Raw genomic sequence first — 17,681 nt, forward strand, 5'->3', positions numbered from 1 at the left:
AGGAGAACCACATGGCCGGTCCGCACACGCCGGACCACAGCGTCGGCGCCGACGGGCCAGCGCCCCACCCCGGGTCCCAGCCGGTCGAGTTGCGCGTCGAGTTGCGCAACGACCCCGCCGGAGCGGCCCCGCCCAATTATGCCGGGCAACCGCCGCTGCCCTACCCCCCGCGGCGGCCCAAGCGGAGGCTGGTCATCGGCCTGTTGGTGGCCGTCGTGCTGGTGGCCGCCCTGACGGTGGCGATCGTGTACGGGGTGCGCACCAACGGCGCCAATACCGGAACCTCCCTCTCGGAGGCCACCGTGAAGACGGCGATCCAGGACTACCTGGACGCGCTCGAGCATCGCGACGTCGACGTCATCGCCCGCAACGCGCTGTGCGGGCTCTACGACGGGGTGCGCGACAGGCGGTCCGACCAGGCGCTGGCCAAGATGAGCAGCGACGCGTTCCGCAAGCAGTTCTCGGCGGTCCAGCTGACCTCGATCGACAAGATCGTCTACCTGTCGCAGTATCAGGTCCAGGCGCTGTTCACCATGCGGGTCACGCCGGCGACCGGCGGCCCGGCCCACGGCGACGTGCAGGGCGTCGCCCAGCTGCTGTTCCAGCGAGGCCAGGTGACGGTGTGCTCGTACGTGCTGCGCACCGGCGGCTCCTACTGAGCCGCCGGGCCGCGGGTCAGACCGGGATCAGTTGAACGAGTCGCCGCAGGCGCAGGAGCCCGTGGCGTTCGGGTTGTCGATCGTGAAGCCCTGCTTCTCGATCGTGTCGACGAAGTCGATGGACGCGCCCTCGACGTAGGGGGCGCTCATCCGGTCGACCGTGAGGGTCACGCCGCCGAACTCCGCGGTCAGGTCGCCGTCCAGCGTCCGGTCGTCGAAGAACAGGTTGTAACGCAGCCCGGCGCAGCCGCCCGGCTGGACCGCGATGCGCAGCGCCAGGTCGTCGCGGCCCTCCTGGTCGAGCAGCGACTTGGCCTTGGCAGCGGCGGCTTCGGTCAGGATCACGCCGTGGGTCTTGGCGGTCGACTCGTTCTGCACCGTCATTGCTTCTCCTACATGGCTCTCGGTCGGGCACGCATCCACGGGGTTCCACTCGGGAAAGGCCCACTGCCTCAACGGTACCTCGCCGGGCCGCTATTCCCGAGTCGCGCCGCCACCTCGGACGCCAAACCCATGAGCTGATTCGCCGCGTCGGCCTGGGCCAATCGCACCGAACCCGCGTAGTCGGCGATGGACAGGGCCGACATGATGCCCGACGAACGCACCGCCGAACTCTCCAGTCCCACCTGCCCGGCCAGCACGATCACCGGGATTCCCAGCGGGCGGGCCGAGTCGGCGAGAAAGCCGACCACCTTGCCGTGCAGGGACTGTTCGTCGAACTTGCCCTCGCCGGTGACGATCATGTCCGCGACCTCGAGGTCGTCGGCCAACCGGGTGTACTCGGCGATGATGGCCGCCCCCAGCTCAAAGCGGCCGCCCAGCGCGAGCAGGCCGGCCCCGATGCCCCCGGCCGCGGCCGCGCCCGGCTCCGAGCTGACGTCGCGCCCGGCCGCCGCCTCGAGTTCCAGCGCCCACGCCTCCAGCCGGACCTCTAACGCCGCGACGGTGGCGGTGTCCGCGCCCTTCTGCGGCCCGAACACGCGCGCCGCGCCCCACGGCCCCACCAGCGGATATTCGGTGTCCGAGGCGGCGACCAGGTCCACGTTGGTCAGTTTGCGGCGGGCGGCGTCGAAGCCGCCGAGCTCGCCGATCATGCCCTGCCCGCCGTCGGTGCAGGCGCTGCCGCCCAGCCCGACGACGATCCGCTTCGCCCCGGCCTGCAGCGCGTCGGCGATCAGCTGCCCCACCCCCCTGCTGTGGGCCGCCAGCGCGGTTTCCGGGGTCGGCGGGCCGTCGAGCAGGGTCAGCCCGCAGGCCTGCGCGACCTCCAGAAACGCCGTCGCCGAGGCCCGGTCGAACACCCACTCCGCGGTGACCGTGGTGTCCAGCGGCCCACGCACCCGCGAGCGCCGCTTCTTGCCCAGGCGGCTGGCCAGCACCTCGACGAAGCCCGGGCCGCCGTCGGACTGCGGGGCCACGGTGAACCGGTCGCCCGGGCGCGACCGATTCCAGCCCGTCGCGATGACGGCGGCCGCTTCCACGGCCGACAAACTGTCCCCGTAGCAATCCGGGGCCACCAAAACCTGCATGGCCGGCAACCGCAGACGGCCGGGTGCGAGGCCAGCGTCATCCGCGGCCATCGTGCCGTCGTCCATCACAGGTAGCCATTCATCACAGTCAAGCCTAGGGCCAATCCAAACGCTGGCACATGACCGATAACACCGCAGCGCGGGGGCCTGACGGCGCGCCTCATCCGGGAAGTAACCTGACCACTGTGAAGCTGATGGGCCGCAGAAAGGGCCGCGAAGACGACCCCGAAGGGGCGACGCCTGCGGTTGTCGAGGCCGCCGAATTCCCGGACACCGCGGCTCGCGGGTCCGCCCGGACCGGCCCCAAGGGCCGGCCCACCCCCAAGCGCAGCGAGGCCCGGCGCAACGCCAAGAAGGGCCCGGTCGCGCCGGCGCCGATGACGGCGGCCGAGGCGCGGGCCCGGCGCAAATCGCTGGCGGGTCCCAAGCTCAGCCGCGCGGAGCGGCGAGCCGAGCGGGCCGCCAACCGCGCCCGGATGACCGATCGCCGGGACCGCATGATGGCCGGCGAGGAGGCGTACCTGCTGCCGCGCGACCAGGGTCCGATCCGGCGCTACGTGCGCGACGTGGTGGATTCCCGGCGCAACGTGCTGGGCTTGTTCATGCCGGCGACGCTGGCGCTGATGTTCGGCATGTTCGCGGTCCCGCAGCTGCAGTTGTATGCCTCCCCGGCAATGCTGGTGCTGATGGTGGTGATGGGCGCCGACGGCCTGGTTTTGGGCCGCAAGGTGAGCAGGCTGGTCGACGCGAAATTCCCGGACAATACCGAAAGCCGTTGGAAGCTAGGCCTTTACGCGGCGGGCCGGGCTTCGCAGATACGCCGGATGCGGGCCCCGCGACCGCAGGTCGAACGCGGCAGCAGTGTCGGCTAAGCGGCGCCCGAAGGCCGCCTGAGTCCGGTGCGCACCCTGGTGCTGGGCGGGATCCGGTCGGGCAAGTCGCGGTGGGCCGAGGAAGCCATCGCCGAGTCGCTGCCACCCGGAGAGCCGGTCCGCTACCTGGCCCCCGGCCCGGCCGGCGGCGGCGACGCCGCCTGGGCGGACCGGGTCGCGCGGCACCGAGGCAGGCGGCCCGAGCATTGGTCGACCGTCGAAACATGCGACATCGCAACGCAATTGCGCGAGTCACCGGGTATTCCGACGCTGATCGACGACCTCGGCGGCTGGCTGACCGCCACGCTGGATCGCAACCACGCCTGGGACGGCGGATCGGTGGCCGGCCCCGTCGACGACATGCTGGCGGCCGTGCGCGAATTCGGCTCCACGCTGGTGCTGGTCAGCCCGGAGGTCGGGCTGGCGGTGCTCCCGGCCACCGCGTCCGGGCGCCGGTTCGCCGACGAGCTGGGCGAGTTGAACCAGCGGGTCGCCGCGGTCTGCGACCGGGTGGTGCTGGTGGTCGCCGGACAGCCGGTGCCGATCAAGCCGCCGGGCCGCTGATGGAATTCCCGCCAGTGACGCCGCCCGACGCGGACGCCGCCGCGGCCGCCCGGGCCCGCCAGGACACGCTGACCAAACCGCGGGGCGCGCTGGGCCGCCTGGAGGATCTTTCGGTGTGGGCCGCGTCGTGCCAAGGCCGTTGCCCACCACGGCAATCCGAGCGCGCGCGGGTGGTGGTCTTCGCGGGCGACCACGGGGTCGCGCGGTCGGGGGTGTCGGCCTACCCGCCGGAGGTGACGGCCCAGATGGTCGCCAACATCGACGCCGGTGGGGCGGCGATCAACGCGCTGGCCGACGTCGCCGGCGCGACGGTGCGGGTCGCGGATCTGGCGGTCGACGGCGACGCGGCCTCGCCTCGGATCGGCGCCCACAAGGTCCGCCGCGGCAGCGGCAACATCGCGACGCGGGACGCGCTGACCGACGGCGAGACCGTCGCCGCGATCGCCGCGGGCCGCGCCATCGCCGACGAGGAGGTCGACGCCGGCGCCGACCTGCTCATCGCCGGCGACATGGGCATCGGAAACACCACGCCGGCAGCGGTTTTGGTGGCGGCGCTGACGAACGCCGAGCCAGTCTCGGTGGTCGGCCTCGGCACCGGGATCGACGACGCGGGATGGGCGCGCAAGACCGCCGCGGTGCGCGACGCCCTGTTTCGGTCGCGCGCCGCGCTGCCCGACCCCGTCGCGCTGCTGCGCAGCTGCGGCGGCGCGGACCTGGCCGCGATGGCCGGCTTTTGCGCGCAGGCCGCCGTGCGGCGCACGCCGCTGCTTCTCGACGGGCTGGCGGTGACGGCCGCCGCGCTGGTGGCCGACCGGCTGGCGCCGGGCGCCCGGCAGTGGTGGCAGGCCGGTCACCGGTCCACCGAGCCGGCCCACGCGCTGGCCCTGGCCGCGCTCGAGCTGGACCCGATCCTCGACCTGCGCATGCGGCTGGGCGAGGGAACCGGCGCGGCGGTGGCGCTGCCGGTGCTGCGGGCCGCGGTGGCGGCGCTGTCGACGATGGCCACCTTCGGCGAAGCCGGGGTGGCCGGCCCGTCTGCGTCACCGCCGTGATCCGTTCGGTGGCAACGGCTTTCGCATTCGAAACGGTCCTGCCCGTTCCGGGTGCGGCGGCCTCGCCGATGGGGCGCGGCGCGATGGCCGCGCTGCCGGTGGTGGGCGCCGCGCTGGGCGCGTTGGCCGCGGCGGCTACGTGGGGCGGCGCCTTGGCCTTCGGTTCGTCGAGCCCCCTGCCGGGGTTCCTGGCCGTGGCGGCGCTGCTGCTGGCGACCCGCGGGCTGCACATCGACGGCGTGGCGGATACGGCCGACGGGCTGGGCTGTTACGGGTCGCCGCAGCGCGCGCTCGCGGTGATGCGCGACGGGTCGACCGGACCGTTCGGCGTGGCCGCGGTCGTGCTGGTGATCGCGCTGCAGGGGCTGGCGTTGTCGGCGCTCGGGACGGCGGGGCTCGCCGGGATCGCCGTCGCGGTGTTCGCCGGTCGGGTCGCCGCGGTGCTGGCCTGCCGCCGGTCGGTGCCGGCGGCCGACGGCAGCGCGCTGGGCGCCCGGGTCGCCGGCAGCCAGCCCGCGCCCGTGGTCGCGGCCTGGGTGGTGGCGCTGGTGGCCGTTTCGGTGCTCGCCGGCCCGCGGCCGTGGCAGGGACCGGTCGCGATGCTCGCCGCTCTGGGCTGCGCCGCCGCGCTGGTCCGGCACTGCGTGCGCCGGTTCGGCGGCATCACCGGCGACGTGCTGGGCGCCGCGATCGAGCTGACGACGACGGTCGGCGCCGTTGCGCTCGCGGCGCTGATGCGGTTCTAAGGCCGGCCCGTTCAGCCCAGGCGGGCCATCCAGCCGTGGGTGTCGGCGAAGGTGCCCCGCTGGATGCCGGTCAGGGTGTCGCGCAGCGCCATGCTCACCTCGCCCGGTTGCCCGTCGGCGATGGTGAACTCGGCGTCGCCGTACTTCACCCGCGCGATCGGGGTGATCACCGCGGCGGTGCCGCAGGCGAACACCTCGGTGATCTCCCCCGCGGCGGCCTTCTTCTGCCACTCGTCGATGTCGATCTTGCGTTCCTCGACGGAGAATCCGGCGTCAATGGCCAACTGCAGCAGGGAATCCCGCGTGATGCCGGGCAGCAGCGAGCCGGACAGCTCCGGGGTGACCAGCCGCGCCGTGCCGCCGCTGCCGAGCACGAAGAACAGGTTCATCCCGCCCATCTCTTCGACGAAGCGGCGTTCGACGGCGTCCAGCCATACCACTTGCTCGCAACCGTTTTCGGCGGCCTGCGCCTGCGCCAGCAGCGAGGCAGCGTAGTTGCCGCCGAACTTGGCCGCGCCGGTGCCGCCCGGGCTGGCCCGCACGTACTCCGTCGACACCCACACCGTGACCGGGTTGATGCCGCCCTTGAAGTAGGCGCCGGCCGGCGAGGCGATCAGCAGGTAGCGGTACTGCTTGGCGGGCCGCACGCCGAGACCGGGCTCGGTGGCAAAGACGAAGGGCCGCAAGTACAGCGACTCCTCGCCGCCCGCGGGCGGCACCCACGCCTTGTCGACGGCGACGAGCTGGCGAAGGGACTCGATGAACAGGTTTTCCGGCAGTTCGGGTATCGCGAGCCGCCGCGCCGACGACCGCAACCGGGCGGCGTTGGCGTCGGCGCGGAACGACACGATCGAGCCGTCGGCCCAGCGGTAGGCCTTGAGGCCTTCGAACACCCCTTGCGCGTAGTGCAGCACGATCGCCGAAGGGTCCAGCTGGATCGGGCCGTACGGGATGACGCGGGCGTTGTGCCAACCCCGGCCCTCGGCGTAGTCGATGGACACCATGTGGTCGGTGAAGTACTTGCCGAAACCGGGCTCGGCCAGGATTGATTCACGTTCAGCGTCGGTAGCCGGATTAGACACGCGCTGAACAGTGAACTCGGGTGAGCCGCTGGTCATGGGCCGATTGTATATCCGGATGTCACCGGGTTTTTCCCACGTGAACCGGTGGCGGCTAACGCGTTTTCACCGCGACGAAGGGCGGGCGGACCACCTCGCACTCGGCGGCGCGGCCGCGGACGTCGACGGTGACGCGGTCGCCGTCGTCGATCCCGGCGTCGCTGTCGATGAGCGCCAGCGCGATGCCGGCCTGCAGCGTCGGCGAGAACGTGCCCGACGTGGTGACGCCCACCGGTGTGTCGCCGGCGAGCACCGTCAGCCCCGGGCGCAGCACCCCGCGGCCCACCATGCGCAGCCCGCGCAACAGCCGCCGCGGCCCCGCCTGCTTCTCGGCAAGCAGCGCGTCGCGGCCGAAGAACGCCTCCTTCTTCCAGCCGACCGCCCAGCCGCACCGGGCCTGCAGCGGCGAGATGTCCAGCGAAAGCTCGTGCCCGTGCAGGGGATAGCCCATCTCGGTGCGCAACGTGTCGCGGGCGCCCAGGCCCGCGGGCTCGCCCCCGGCCTCGGTCACCGCCACCATCAGCGCGTCGAACACCACCCCCGCCGAGTCCCACGGCGGCAGCAGCTCGTAGCCGTGCTCGCCGGTGTATCCGGTGCGGCACACGCGCACCGGCACCCCCCGATACGAGGCGTCGGCGTAGCCCATGTAGTCCATGCCGGTCGGCAGGCCCAGGACGCCGAGCACGTCGGCCGACCGCGGGCCCTGCACGGCCAGCACCGCATACGAGCGATGCTCGTTGGTGATCGCCAAGGCGTCCGGGGCGGCCGCCCGCAACGCCTCGACCACCGCGGTGGTGTTGGCGGCGTTGGGCACCAAGAAGATCTCGTCGTCGGCGACGTAGTAGGCGATCAGGTCGTCGATCACGCCGCCGGATTCGGTGCAGCACAACGTGTATTGGGCCTTGCCCGGGCCGATGCGGCCCAGGTCGTTGGTGAGCGCGGAGTTGACGAACCGCGCCGCGCCGGGCCCGCGGACCAACGCCTTGCCGAGGTGGCTGACGTCGAAGAGGCCGACCGCGTTGCGGGTGGCGTTGTGCTCGCTGACGGTGCCGGCATAGGACACCGGCATCAGCCAGCCGCTGAACTCGGCGAAGTTGGCGCCCAGGTCGCGGTGGCGGTCTTCCAGCGGCCCGTGCTGCAGGTCATCGGTCACGACGACTGACCCTAATCGTCGCCGCGGCTGGCACACTTGGGTAGGTGTCCGATCCGCTCGACTTCGACGAGCTACGAGCCGCGGGAATCGCCAACCCGCGCGAGCGGGCCGACCTGATCAAGTACCTAATCGGGCTGGGCTTCACCGTCGACGAGATGGCCGAGGCCGAACGCCGCGGGCGGCTGTTCGGGCTTGCCGGCGACGTCCTGGCCTGGTCCGGACGCCCGGTCTACACGCTGCAGGCCGCCGCCGACCAACTCGGTTTGTCGGCCGAGGACGTGGCGCACGCCTGGGCCTTGCTGGGCCTGACGGTCGCCGGCCCCGACGTTCCGGCGCTCAGCCAGGCCGACGTCGACGCGCTGTCGACGTGGGTCAGCCTCAAGGCGGTGGTGGGCGAGGACGGCGCACACGGCCTGCTGCGCGTGCTCGGCGCCGCGATGGCCCGCCTGGCCGAGGCCGAGGGGACGTTGATCCGCGCCGGCACGCCGGACATCCAGATGAACTACACCCACGACGAGCTCGCCACGGCGCAGGCCTACCGCTCGGTCGCCGAGTTCATCCCCCGCCTCGGGTCTTTGATCGACGTGGTGCACCGCCACCACTTGACCAGCGCCCGAACCTATTTCGAGGGCGTGCTGCTCGGCACGTCGGCGACCGTGGTGTGCGGCGTCGGTTTCGCCGACCTGTCCAGCTTCACCGCGTTGACCCAGGCGCTCACGCCCGCGGAGCTGTCGAACCTGCTCACCGAGTTCGGCGCCACCGTCGCCGATGTCGTGCACCGCGCCGGCGGGCGGGTGGTGAAGTTCATCGGCGACGCCGTGATGTGGGTGTCGTCGTCGCCCGAGCGGCTCGCCAGGGCCGCGCTCGACCTCGTCGACCACCCGCGGGCGCGCGAGGCGGGCCTGCACGTGCGCGCCGGCCTGGCGCACGGCGCGGTGCTGGCCATCAACGGCGACTACTTCGGCATCCCGGTCAACCTGGCCGCCCGGCTGGTGGCGGCCGCGGCACCCGGCCAGATCCTGGCGGCGGCCGAGGTCCGCGACGCGTTGCCCGACTGGCCCGCGCGCGGCCAGGCACCGTTGACGCTCAAGGGGTTTGACGACCCCGTCGCCGCCTTCGACCTGCACGTCGGTGACCGAGAGGGCACCGACGGCGCACCCGGTGACTAGGGTGGTTTGCCGTGACCACCGAACCTGGCTACCAATCCCCCATCGTCAACGTCGCCACCTCGCTGCCGAAACGCGGCGCGGGCGGCGCGGTCTTGCTGGTGCCGGTCGTCTCGACCGGCGACGACGACCGGCCGGGCGCCGCCGTGGCGGCGGCCGAACCGTTCTTGCCCGCCGAGGCGGTCGGCGAGATCGAGGCGGCCCTGCGCGCGCTGGAGGCCACCGGCGGCAGCGAACAGGTGCACCGGTTGGTGGTGCCGTCGCTGCCCGTGGCCAGCGTCCTGACGATCGGCCTGGGCAAGCCGCGATCCGAGTGGCCGGCCGACACCGTGCGTCGGGCGGCCGGCGTGGCGGCGCGGTCGCTGGGCGGCGCCGAGGCGGTGATCACCACGCTCGGCGAGCTGCCCGGCGACGGCGCGCGCTCGGCCGCCGTGGAGGGTCTGATCCTGGGCAGCTACCGGTTCACCGAGTTCCGCACCGACAAGACCGCCCCCAAAGACAAGGGGCTGCGCCGGATCACCGTGCTGGCCTCCGAAACCGGGCGAGCCAAGCAGGCCAAGGACGAAGCCGCCCACGGCGCGGCCGTGGCGACGGCGGTCGCCACCGCGCGTGACCTCGTCAACACTCCCCCAAGCCACCTGTTTCCCGCCGAATTAGCAAGGCGTGCAAAGGAATTGGGCGAATCCGTCGGGCTCGAGGTCGAGGTGCTCGACGAGAAGGCGCTGCAGAAGGGCGGCTACGGCGGGATCATCGGCGTCGGCCAGGGATCGTCGCGCCCGCCGCGTCTGGTGCGGCTGACCCACCGGGGCTCGCGGCTGGCCAAGAAGCCCAAGCACGCGAAGCGGGTGGCGTTGATCGGCAAGGGCGTCACGTTCGACACCGGCGGCATCTCGATCAAGCCGGCCGCGTCGATGCACTGCATGACCTCCGACATGGCCGGCGCCGCCGCGGTGATCGCGACCGTCGCGCTGGCCGCGCAGACAAGGCTGCCCATCGACGTGATCGCCACCGTCCCGATCGCCGAGAACATGCCGTCCGCGACGGCGCAGCGCCCCGGCGACGTGCTGACCCAGTACGGCGGCACCACGGTCGAGGTGCTCAACACCGACGCCGAGGGCCGGCTGATCCTGGCCGACGCCATCGTGCGGGCCTGCGAGGACAACCCGGACTACCTGATCGAGACCTCCACGCTGACCGGCGCGCAGACGGTGGCGCTGGGCGCCCGGATACCGGGGGTGATGGGCAGCGACGAGTTCCGCGACCGGGTGGCCGCGATCTCGCAGCGGGTGGGCGAGAACGGGTGGCCGATGCCGCTGCCCGACGAGCTCAAGGAGGACCTGAAGTCCACGGTGGCCGACCTGGCCAACGTCAGCAATCAGCGCTTCGCCGGCATGCTGGTGGCCGGGGTGTTCCTGCGCGAGTTCGTCGCCGACGGGGTCGAATGGGCGCACATCGACGTCGCCGGCCCCGCCTACAACACCGGAAGCCCGTGGGGTTACACGCCCAAGGGCGCCAGCGGCGTGCCCACCCGGACCATGTTCGCCGTGCTCGAAGACATCGCCGCGAACGGCTGACCGCCGAGCGTCACCGCGTCAGCAGCGAGATCACGGCCCGGCTCAGCTTGCGGCGCGGCCAGCCGCCGACGCCGGCGGCGGCCAGCGCGGCGTTGGCCGCGTTGCGCCCGCAGGCGCCGTGCACCGAGCCTCCCGGCGAGGCCGACGCGCTGCCCAGATACAGCCCCTCGACCGGGGTTTCGGCGCGCCCCAGCCCCGGGGCCGGGCGGAAGACCAGCATCTGTTGCAGCTGCGCGGTCCCGCCGTTGAGGGCGCCCAGGTGCAGGTTGGCGTCGCTGGCCTCCAGGTCCGACGGGCGTTGCACGAACCGGTCGGCCACCGCCGCACCGAAGCCGGGAGCGTGGTCCTCGATCACCTGGTCCACCGACTTGGCCAGCTGCTCGGCCGATGCGTCGTCGGCGACGTAGCGCGGCAAATGGGTGTAGGCCCAGACGCTTTCGGTGCCCGCCGGTGACCTGCTCGGGTCCGCGGTGGTGGTCTGGCCGAGCAGCATGAACGGGTTGTGGGGCACCACGCGGGTGTTCAGGTCGGCCATCCAGCGCACCAGCCCGTCGGCGTCGGCGCCCAAGTGCACGGTGCCCACCTTGCGCAGGGTTTCCGCCCGCCACGGGATGGGCCCGTTCAGCGCGTAGTTGACCTTGACCACCGGCGGGTCCCACTCGTAGTGCTGCAACTCGCGGCGCATGCCCGCCGGAACGCAATCGGCGGGCAGCATGTCGCAAAATAGCCGCGGCGCGCTCACGTCGGCCACGATCGCCCGCCGCGCCCGCACCGTGCGGCCCCCGCTCGTCGTCACGCCGACCGCCCGCCCCCCCGTGCACCAGCACGCGGGACACGTTGTGGTTGCACTCGATTCGCGCGCCGGCCGAGCGGGCGCGACGCACCAGCGCGGCCGTCAGCTGTCCCGAGCCGCCGACGGGCACCGGCCAGCCGTGGTCCTGCGCCAGCATCGTCATCAGGAAGCCCATCGCGCCGCTGACGGGCGCGTCCGGGGGGACGTCGGTGTGCATCGCGTTGCCCAGCAACAGCACTCGGGGACCGTCGCCGACGAACAACTGCCTGGCCAAGGTGTTGGCCGGCTGCACCAACAGCCGCGCCAGCCGAACCGCGTCGCCCGTGCCGAGCTTGAGCAGCAGCCGCAACATCGGGCCCACCGGCGGAAACGGCGCCAGCATGGCGTCGAGCAACGGCGCCTTGATCTTGTTCCACAGCTCCACCACGCGCCACCAGTTGTCGCCGTCGGCGGCCTCGCGGCGCGCCAATTCCGTTGCGGTGCGGGCCGGGTCGCGGTAGATGACGGGCGGGTCGTCGTCGGCCGCGCCGCGCGGGTGACCCACCACCACCGGCGCGTGCGACCACCGCAGCCCGTGATCCTCCAGCGCCATCGCCCTCATCGCCGGGGAGGCCACCGTCATCGGGTAAAAGGAGCTGAACAGGTCGGTGACGTATCCGGGGGTCAGCTCGGCGCTGCGCACCGCACCGCCCGGCTCGGGCTGCGCCTCGAGCACCAGCACGTCCCAGCCCGCGTCGGCCAGCATCGAGGCGGCGACGAGCCCGTGGTGTCCGGCCCCGATGACGACGGCGTCGGCCGTCTCGGTGGCCATGTCCTATTTGACCTGGCTCGGCTCGAGGCGTTCGGCGAGCGCGGTCAACCGCAACAGGCATTCGCGGTTGCGCGGATGCGCGGCGGCCAAAGCCAGCTGGTTGGGAATGAGCTTGATCGGCCCCTCGACCGGCACCTCGATCATTTCGATCCGGCAGCCACCGTCGGCAATGTCACTGAGCCGCAACGTGATCCGCGCCTCTCCGAACCACCCGAGGCCCGCCCGCAGGACGAGTTCCTCACCGCGGGTGCAACTTTCGACCGTCGTCTGGTCGCTGATCACCAACGGCCACACCCCGATGGAGTGCTTGATGGCCGAACCCGGCTGCGGCCAATTCGGGTCGACCGCGCGGGTCCGGCTGTTGCCCACCACCCATTGCGCATACGTCCATCCGTTTGCCATCGCGTCCCAGACTTGTTGTCGCGACGCCCGCACCTCGCGGACCGCGGCCATCTTTTCGATCGCCGTCATTTGAAGAATCCTTTCGCACCGGCCTGACGCCTACGGATACCCCGGCGGGCCAAAACCATGCCTCCGCCCCGGGCGGCGCGGGTTTAGGGGGCGTGGCCGGTGGTTACTACGGTGTCACACCATTGGCATTCGACAGGAGGCAAACAGTGACTGTCCGACGGTTGATCATCGCGGTGGGCGCCGTGCTCTTGCTGGCCGGCGTGATCGGGTTGCTGGTGCCGGTGTCGGTATCGGACAACAACGGCACGTCCGTTTCGTGCGGAAACGGGATCGCCACGGACTTGTCGAGTGCGCGCAGCGCCAACGAGAAGAACGGCTCGAACATTCCGGTCCTGAACCAGGTCATCCCGCACACCGACTTCGTGGCGCAGTGCCAATCGTCGGTCGGCACCCGGCGGTCGTGGACCATCCCGCTGGCGGTCATCGGGGTGCTGGCGATCGGCGGCGCCCTGGTGGTGCGGCGAACGACCGGGTCCCGAGCGGTTTAGCGGCGCCCTGGCGGCGGCTCAGATCACCTTGATCCGCGCGGTGCTGCGCAGCGCCTGCGGCGCCACGCGGGAAACCCCGTAGACGGCATACGCCTCCGGCGCGACGGGCCGGATCGGCTTGTTCTTGCTGACCGACGACAGGATCGCCGCGGCGACCTTGTCCGGGCCGTAGTGGCGCAGCGCGAACAACCGGCCCAGCTGGCCCCGCCGGCCGTCGACCGTCTCGCTCTTGCCCGCGGGGGCGTAGAACCGGGTGGTGTTGATGATGTTGGTGTTGATGACGCCGGGGCAGATCGTGGTCAGCCCGACGCCCGCGGCGTCGAGCTCGGCGCGCAGGCAATCCGAGAACATGTAGGTCGCGGCCTTGGAGGTGCAGTACGCGCTCAGCGACTGCAGCGGGACGTAGGCGGCCATCGACGCCACGTTGACGATGTGGCCGCCGGTGCCGCGCTCGACCAGGCGCCGGCCGAACGACCGGCAGCCGTTGACCACGCCGCCCAGGTTGATGTCGATCACCCGGTCGAACTCCTCGGCCGGGGTGTCGAGGAATCCGCCGGCGTGGCCGACGCCGGCGTTGTTGACGACGATGTCGGGCACGCCGTGTTCGGCGCTGATCCGTTCGGCGAACGCCTCGACCGCCTCGCCGTCGGACACGTCGAGCACGTACGGGTGCGCCACGCCGCCGCGGGCGACGATCTCGGCCGCGGTCTCCTTGACGGTGGCCTCGTTGACGTCGCTGACCACCAGCTCGGCACCGGCGCGGGCGAACGCGTAGGCGGTCTCGCGGCCGATGCCGCTGCCGGCGCCGGTCACGGCCACCAGGGTGTCGCCGAACTGTCCGCGCGGCCGCCCCACCTCGGCGCGCAACATCGCACGGCTTGGCCGCTTGCCCTCAACCAGGTCGGCGAAGTCGTGTACCGCGGCCGCCATCACCTGCGGGTGTGACATCGGGGAGAAGTGGCCCGCCCTGATGTCGCGGCGCCACAGCCGCGGCACCCAGCGCGGCGTGACGTCGTAGCCGTGGGGCCGCACATAGGGGTCTTTGGTGTTGACGATGAGCTGCACCGGCACGTCGACGACGTGGATCGGGCGCTTGCGGGAGAACGAGCGAAAGTAGTTGGCGGGATAGGTCTTTACCGAATGGGCGGCGTCCCGGGCCAATTGCGCGGAGTGATGGATGTTGTCGTCGGGGACGTGGCCGACGATGGCGCGGCGCACCGGCGCCACCGACAACGCCAGTCGCAGCGCCAGCGGCGCCAGCACCGGGATCGAGAACAACACCATGTAGCTCAGCCGCAGCGCCTGGCTCAGGGCCCGGGCGAACCTCCGGGGGCGCCAGGGCCGGCGCAGGCCGCCGAGAATGTAGTCGACGAGGTGGTCCTGGCTCGGGCCCGACACCGACGTGAACGACGCGACCCGGTCGCCGGCGCCGGGGCGGGTGAGGTATTCCCACACCCCGACCGAACCCCAGTCGTGGCCCAGCACGTGCACCGGCCGGCCGGGGCTCAGCTCGGAGATCACCGCCTGGAAGTCGTCGGCGAACCGGGCCATGGTGTAGGCGGACACCGGCTTGGGCACCGACGACATGCCGACGCCGCGGTTGTCGTAGCGGACGATCCGGAACCGCTCGGCCAGCAGCGGCACCACCCCGTCCCAGAGCACGTGCGAGTCGGGGAACCCGTGCACCAGGACGACGGTCGGGCCGTCGGGATCGCCCTCTTCGTATACCGCGATGCGGGCGCCGTCGGTGCTGTCAACGAACCGCTGGGGTGCCTGTGGTGTTGCCGGCATCGAACCTCCGCGCACGAGCTTGCAGTGGCCACACCGTAGCAAGCACGATCCGGCCGGGATGGCGGCCCGAGACGGTCCGCCCTGGATGCGTGCCGACAGACGCGCAGTGACAGGATAGTTTTGGATTGTTCGACCCGCCCCGACCCACGAGCGATCGAGGAGTCAAAAGAGATGCCCTTCTCCGTCCAGATGCCGGCACTCGGTGAGAGCGTCACCGAGGGGACGGTCACGCGCTGGCTCAAGCAGGAAGGCGACACGGTCGAACTCGACGAGCCGCTCGTCGAGGTGTCCACCGACAAGGTCGACACCGAAATCCCGTCCCCCGCCGCGGGTGTGCTGACCAAGATCATCGCCCAAGAGGACGACACCGTCGAGGTCGGCGGCGACCTGGCCGTCATCGGGGACGCCGGGGAAGAGCCGCGGGGCCAGCCGGAAGCCCCGAGCCAGTCCGAGCCGCCCAGCCAACCGGGACCCCAGGAGCAGCCGGAACCCGAGGCCCAGGCTCAGCCCGAGCCCGAACCGGCGGCGCCGCAGGCCTCGGGGGGTGGCGATTCCGGTGACGGGCAGCCGGTGCTGATGCCCGAGCTGGGTGAGTCGGTGGCCGAGGGCACTGTGACCCGCTGGCTAAAGAAGGTCGGGGATTCGGTCCAGGTCGACGAGGCGCTGGTGGAGGTGTCCACCGACAAGGTGGACACCGAGATCCCGTCCCCGGTCGCCGGCGTCCTGCTCAGCATCACCGCCGAGGAAGACGCCACCGTGCCGGTCGGCGGCGAGTTGGCCCGCATCGGCGCCGGTTCGCAGGCCGGCGCGCCGCCGGCTCCCACGCCGGCAGCCCAGCCCGAGGCCAAGCCGGAACCGAAACCGGAACCCAAGCCCGAACCGGCCGCCGGGCCCGCCCCGGAGCCCAGGCCGGAGCCGAAGCCCCAGCCCACGGCCGAGCCCGCGCCCGCGCCGAAGGCCGAGCCCGCCCCGGCCCGACCGGCGGCCGAATCGGGGCCCGACGGGGCGCCGTACGTCACCCCGCTGGTGCGAAAGCTGGCCGCCGAGAACAACATCGACCTCGCCCAGGTCAAGGGCACCGGGGTGGGTGGTCGCATCCGCAAGCAGGACGTGCTCGCCGCGGCCGAGCAGAAGAAGGCGCCGCCGGCACCGGCGCCGGCCGCCGCGGCGCCAACGGTCGACGGCGGTAAGGCCGCTCCCCGGCCCGCGCCGACTCCGGCGCCCGCGTTGGCCCACCTGCGCGGCACCACCCAGAAGGCCAGCCGGATCCGTCAGATCACCGCGGCCAAGACCCGCGAGTCGCTGCAGGCCACGGCCCAGCTCACCCAGACCCACGAAGTCGACATGACCAAGATCGTGGCGTTGCGGGCCAAGGCCAAGGCCGCGTTCGCCGAACGCGAGGGGGTGAACCTGACCTTCCTGCCGTTCATCGCCCGCGCGGTCATCGACGCCCTCAAGATCCACCCCAACATCAACGCCAGCTACAACGAGGAAACCAAGGAGATCACCTACTACGACGCCGAGCACCTCGGCTTCGCGGTGGACACCGAGCAGGGCCTGCTCTCCCCCGTCGTGCACAACGCCGGTGACCTGTCGCTGGCGGGGCTGGCCCGGGCGATCGCCGACATCGCCGAACGCGCCCGGTCCGGCAACCTCAAGCCCGACGAGCTGTCCGGCGGCACGTTCACGATCACCAACATCGGCAGCCAGGGCGCGTTGTTCGACACCCCGATCCTGGTGCCGCCGCAGGCCGCCATGCTGGGCACCGGGGCGATCGTCAAACGGCCGCGCGTGGTGGTCGACGAATTCGGCAACGAATCCATCGGGGTCCGCTCGGTGTGCTACCTGCCGCTCACCTACGACCACCGTCTGATCGACGGCGCCGACGCCGGACGTTTCCTCACCACGATCAAGCACCGGCTCGAAGAGGGAGCGTTCGAGGCCGACTTGGGGTTTTAGGGGGATTAGACAACAGTGCCGAAGGCGGCCATCGCCATTGCCGGCTCGTCCGGCCTGATCGGCTCGGCCTTGGCCGCGGCGCTGCGGGCCGCCGACCACCGGGTGCTGCGCATCGTGCGGCGCACGCCGGCGAATGCCGAGGAATTGCACTGGAATCCCGAAAGCGGCGAGTTCGATCCCGACGCGCTGGCCGACGTCGACGCCGTCGTCAACCTGTGTGGCGTCAACGTCGGCCAGCGCCGGTGGTCGGGCGCGTTCAAGCAAAGCCTGCGCGACAGCCGCATCGGCCCCACCGAGGTGCTGGCCAACGCCGTCGCCGAGGCCGGCGTCGAAACACTGGTCAACGCCAGCGCCGTCGGCTACTACGGCAACACCAAGGACCGCGTCGTCGACGAAAACGCCAGGGCGGGAAGCGGTTTCCTGGCCCAGCTGTGCGAGGACTGGGAGGCCGCCACGCTGCCCGCCCAGTACGCCGGGGCCCGAGTGGTGCTGGCCCGCACCGGCCTGGTGCTGGCCCGCTCGGGCGGCGCGCTGCGCCGGCTGCGGCCGCTGTTTTCGTCCGGCCTGGGCGCCCGACTGGGCAGCGGCCGCCAATACATGTCGTGGATCAGCCTCGAAGACGAGGTGCGCGCGCTGCTGTTCGCGATCTCACACCCCTCGCTGTCGGGCCCGGTGAACCTGACCGGGCCCGCGCCGGTCACCAACGCCGAGTTCACCACCGCGTTCGGGCGCGCCGTGAACCGCCCGACCCCGTGGATGCTGCCCGGGTTCGCGGTGCGCGCCGCGCTCGGAGAGTTCGCCGACGAGGGACTGCTCATCGGTCAGCGCGCCATCCCGTCGGCGCTCGAGCGCGCCGGTTTCCAGTTCCACCACAACACGATTGGCGAGGCGCTCGAGTACGCCACCTCCCGCCACGACCCCGACTGACCCCCGGC

General features: G+C 71.9%; 16 protein-coding genes and 1 pseudogene. 10 read left to right on the forward strand and 7 right to left on the reverse strand.

Annotated elements, in window-relative coordinates; translation table 11 throughout:
• Window positions 1-11: 11 nt before the first annotated feature.
• Entirely contained in the window at window positions 12-659 is a 648-nt protein-coding gene (locus tag AWC19_RS10150; RefSeq protein WP_085077927.1) for an Rv0361 family membrane protein, read from the forward strand.
• 27 nt (window positions 660-686) lie between these two features.
• Here AWC19_RS10150 and AWC19_RS10155 read toward each other — a convergent pair whose 3' ends face one another.
• Window positions 687-1,043, reverse strand: a complete 357-nt coding sequence (locus AWC19_RS10155; RefSeq protein ID WP_068232292.1) for an iron-sulfur cluster assembly accessory protein — start codon at window positions 1,041-1,043, stop codon at window positions 687-689.
• A 68-nt stretch (window positions 1,044-1,111) separates the two neighbouring features.
• On the reverse strand, window positions 1,112-2,188 hold the full coding sequence (locus AWC19_RS10160) for a glycerate kinase family protein (RefSeq protein ID WP_085077967.1): 1,077 nt from the start codon (window positions 2,186-2,188) through the stop codon (window positions 1,112-1,114).
• Between the two features lie 185 nt (window positions 2,189-2,373).
• On the opposite strand from AWC19_RS10160, the gene AWC19_RS10165 reads away from it, so the two are divergent.
• From AWC19_RS10165 to AWC19_RS10180, 4 genes are read left to right on the forward strand one after another with little or no spacing between them, the layout of a single operon-like run.
• The gene (locus AWC19_RS10165) at window positions 2,374-3,060 is read left to right on the forward strand and encodes a DUF3043 domain-containing protein (RefSeq protein WP_085077928.1); all 687 of its coding nucleotides are present in this window, start codon (window positions 2,374-2,376) and stop codon (window positions 3,058-3,060) included.
• 27 nt (window positions 3,061-3,087) lie between these two features.
• Window positions 3,088-3,624, forward strand: coding sequence for a bifunctional adenosylcobinamide kinase/adenosylcobinamide-phosphate guanylyltransferase (locus AWC19_RS10170; protein ID WP_085077929.1), 537 nt, complete (start codon window positions 3,088-3,090; stop codon window positions 3,622-3,624).
• A complete protein-coding gene (gene cobT, locus AWC19_RS10175; RefSeq protein WP_169718101.1) occupies window positions 3,621-4,676 on the forward strand; it encodes a nicotinate-nucleotide--dimethylbenzimidazole phosphoribosyltransferase in 1,056 nt (351 codons plus the stop codon). Before AWC19_RS10170 ends, cobT begins: the two co-directional genes overlap by 4 nt.
• On the forward strand, window positions 4,673-5,422 hold the full coding sequence (locus AWC19_RS10180; RefSeq protein ID WP_085077931.1) for an adenosylcobinamide-GDP ribazoletransferase: 750 nt from the start codon (window positions 4,673-4,675) through the stop codon (window positions 5,420-5,422). Before cobT ends, AWC19_RS10180 begins: the two co-directional genes overlap by 4 nt.
• Window positions 5,423-5,433: 11 nt before the next feature.
• On the opposite strand, the gene AWC19_RS10185 is transcribed toward AWC19_RS10180, so the two are convergent.
• Window positions 5,434-6,540, reverse strand: coding sequence for a branched-chain amino acid aminotransferase (locus AWC19_RS10185; RefSeq protein WP_085077932.1), 1,107 nt, complete (start codon window positions 6,538-6,540; stop codon window positions 5,434-5,436).
• Window positions 6,541-6,595: 55 nt separating this feature from the next.
• Window positions 6,596-7,693 carry a glycine cleavage system aminomethyltransferase GcvT gene (gene gcvT / locus AWC19_RS10190; protein WP_085077933.1) on the reverse strand — a complete coding sequence of 366 codons (1,098 nt, stop codon included), beginning with the start codon at window positions 7,691-7,693 and terminating at the stop codon, window positions 6,596-6,598.
• Between the two features lie 44 nt (window positions 7,694-7,737).
• On the opposite strand from gcvT, the gene AWC19_RS10195 reads away from it, so the two are divergent.
• The gene (locus AWC19_RS10195) at window positions 7,738-8,862 is read left to right on the forward strand and encodes an adenylate/guanylate cyclase domain-containing protein (protein ID WP_085077934.1); all 1,125 of its coding nucleotides are present in this window, start codon (window positions 7,738-7,740) and stop codon (window positions 8,860-8,862) included.
• An 11-nt stretch (window positions 8,863-8,873) separates the two neighbouring features.
• On the forward strand, window positions 8,874-10,433 hold the full coding sequence (locus AWC19_RS10200) for a leucyl aminopeptidase (RefSeq protein WP_085077935.1): 1,560 nt from the start codon (window positions 8,874-8,876) through the stop codon (window positions 10,431-10,433).
• Window positions 10,434-10,443: 10 nt separating this feature from the next.
• Here the strand turns inward: AWC19_RS10200 and AWC19_RS10205 are convergent.
• Window positions 10,444-12,037: pseudogene (locus AWC19_RS10205) on the reverse strand (phytoene desaturase family protein).
• Between the two features lie 3 nt (window positions 12,038-12,040).
• A complete protein-coding gene (locus tag AWC19_RS10210; protein ID WP_211284893.1) occupies window positions 12,041-12,508 on the reverse strand; it encodes an SRPBCC family protein in 468 nt (155 codons plus the stop codon).
• Window positions 12,509-12,654: 146 nt separating this feature from the next.
• Between AWC19_RS10210 and AWC19_RS10215 the strand changes: the two genes are divergently transcribed.
• The gene (locus AWC19_RS10215; RefSeq protein ID WP_085077936.1) at window positions 12,655-12,996 is read left to right on the forward strand and encodes an aminopeptidase; all 342 of its coding nucleotides are present in this window, start codon (window positions 12,655-12,657) and stop codon (window positions 12,994-12,996) included.
• A gap of 18 nt (window positions 12,997-13,014) precedes the next feature.
• Here the strand turns inward: AWC19_RS10215 and AWC19_RS10220 are convergent, their stop codons facing one another.
• Window positions 13,015-14,787 (reverse strand): SDR family oxidoreductase, encoded by a 1,773-nt coding sequence (locus AWC19_RS10220; RefSeq protein ID WP_085077937.1) that lies wholly within the window; start codon window positions 14,785-14,787, stop codon window positions 13,015-13,017.
• Between the two features lie 171 nt (window positions 14,788-14,958).
• Here AWC19_RS10220 and sucB point away from each other — a divergent pair, with 171 nt between their 5' ends.
• Together sucB and AWC19_RS10230 are read left to right on the forward strand one after the other, a co-directional pair.
• Window positions 14,959-16,746 carry a 2-oxoglutarate dehydrogenase, E2 component, dihydrolipoamide succinyltransferase gene (gene sucB, locus AWC19_RS10225; protein WP_085077938.1) on the forward strand — a complete coding sequence of 596 codons (1,788 nt, stop codon included), beginning with the start codon at window positions 14,959-14,961 and terminating at the stop codon, window positions 16,744-16,746.
• Window positions 16,747-16,761: 15 nt separating this feature from the next.
• Complete coding sequence (locus AWC19_RS10230) at window positions 16,762-17,673, forward strand: TIGR01777 family oxidoreductase (protein ID WP_085077939.1); 912 nt, start codon at window positions 16,762-16,764, stop codon at window positions 17,671-17,673.
• Window positions 17,674-17,681 lie beyond the last annotated feature (8 nt).

The organism is Mycobacterium palustre (genome assembly GCF_002101785.1).
GTDB classification, from domain to species: domain Bacteria; phylum Actinomycetota; class Actinomycetes; order Mycobacteriales; family Mycobacteriaceae; genus Mycobacterium; species Mycobacterium palustre.

Coding starts and splice junctions, on each gene's coding strand:
- AWC19_RS10220 (WP_085077937.1), bottom strand. CDS start 14,787: ATGCCGGCAACACCACAGGCACCCCAGCGGTTCGTTGACAGCACCGAC.
- AWC19_RS10185 (WP_085077932.1), bottom strand. CDS start 6,540: ATGACCAGCGGCTCACCCGAGTTCACTGTTCAGCGCGTGTCTAATCCG.
- AWC19_RS10155 (WP_068232292.1), bottom strand. CDS start 1,043: ATGACGGTGCAGAACGAGTCGACCGCCAAGACCCACGGCGTGATCCTG.
- AWC19_RS10150 (WP_085077927.1), top strand. CDS start 12: ATGGCCGGTCCGCACACGCCGGACCACAGCGTCGGCGCCGACGGGCCA.
- AWC19_RS10210 (WP_211284893.1), bottom strand. CDS start 12,508: ATGACGGCGATCGAAAAGATGGCCGCGGTCCGCGAGGTGCGGGCGTCG.
- AWC19_RS10160 (WP_085077967.1), bottom strand. CDS start 2,188: ATGCAGGTTTTGGTGGCCCCGGATTGCTACGGGGACAGTTTGTCGGCC.
- sucB (WP_085077938.1), top strand. CDS start 14,959: ATGCCCTTCTCCGTCCAGATGCCGGCACTCGGTGAGAGCGTCACCGAG.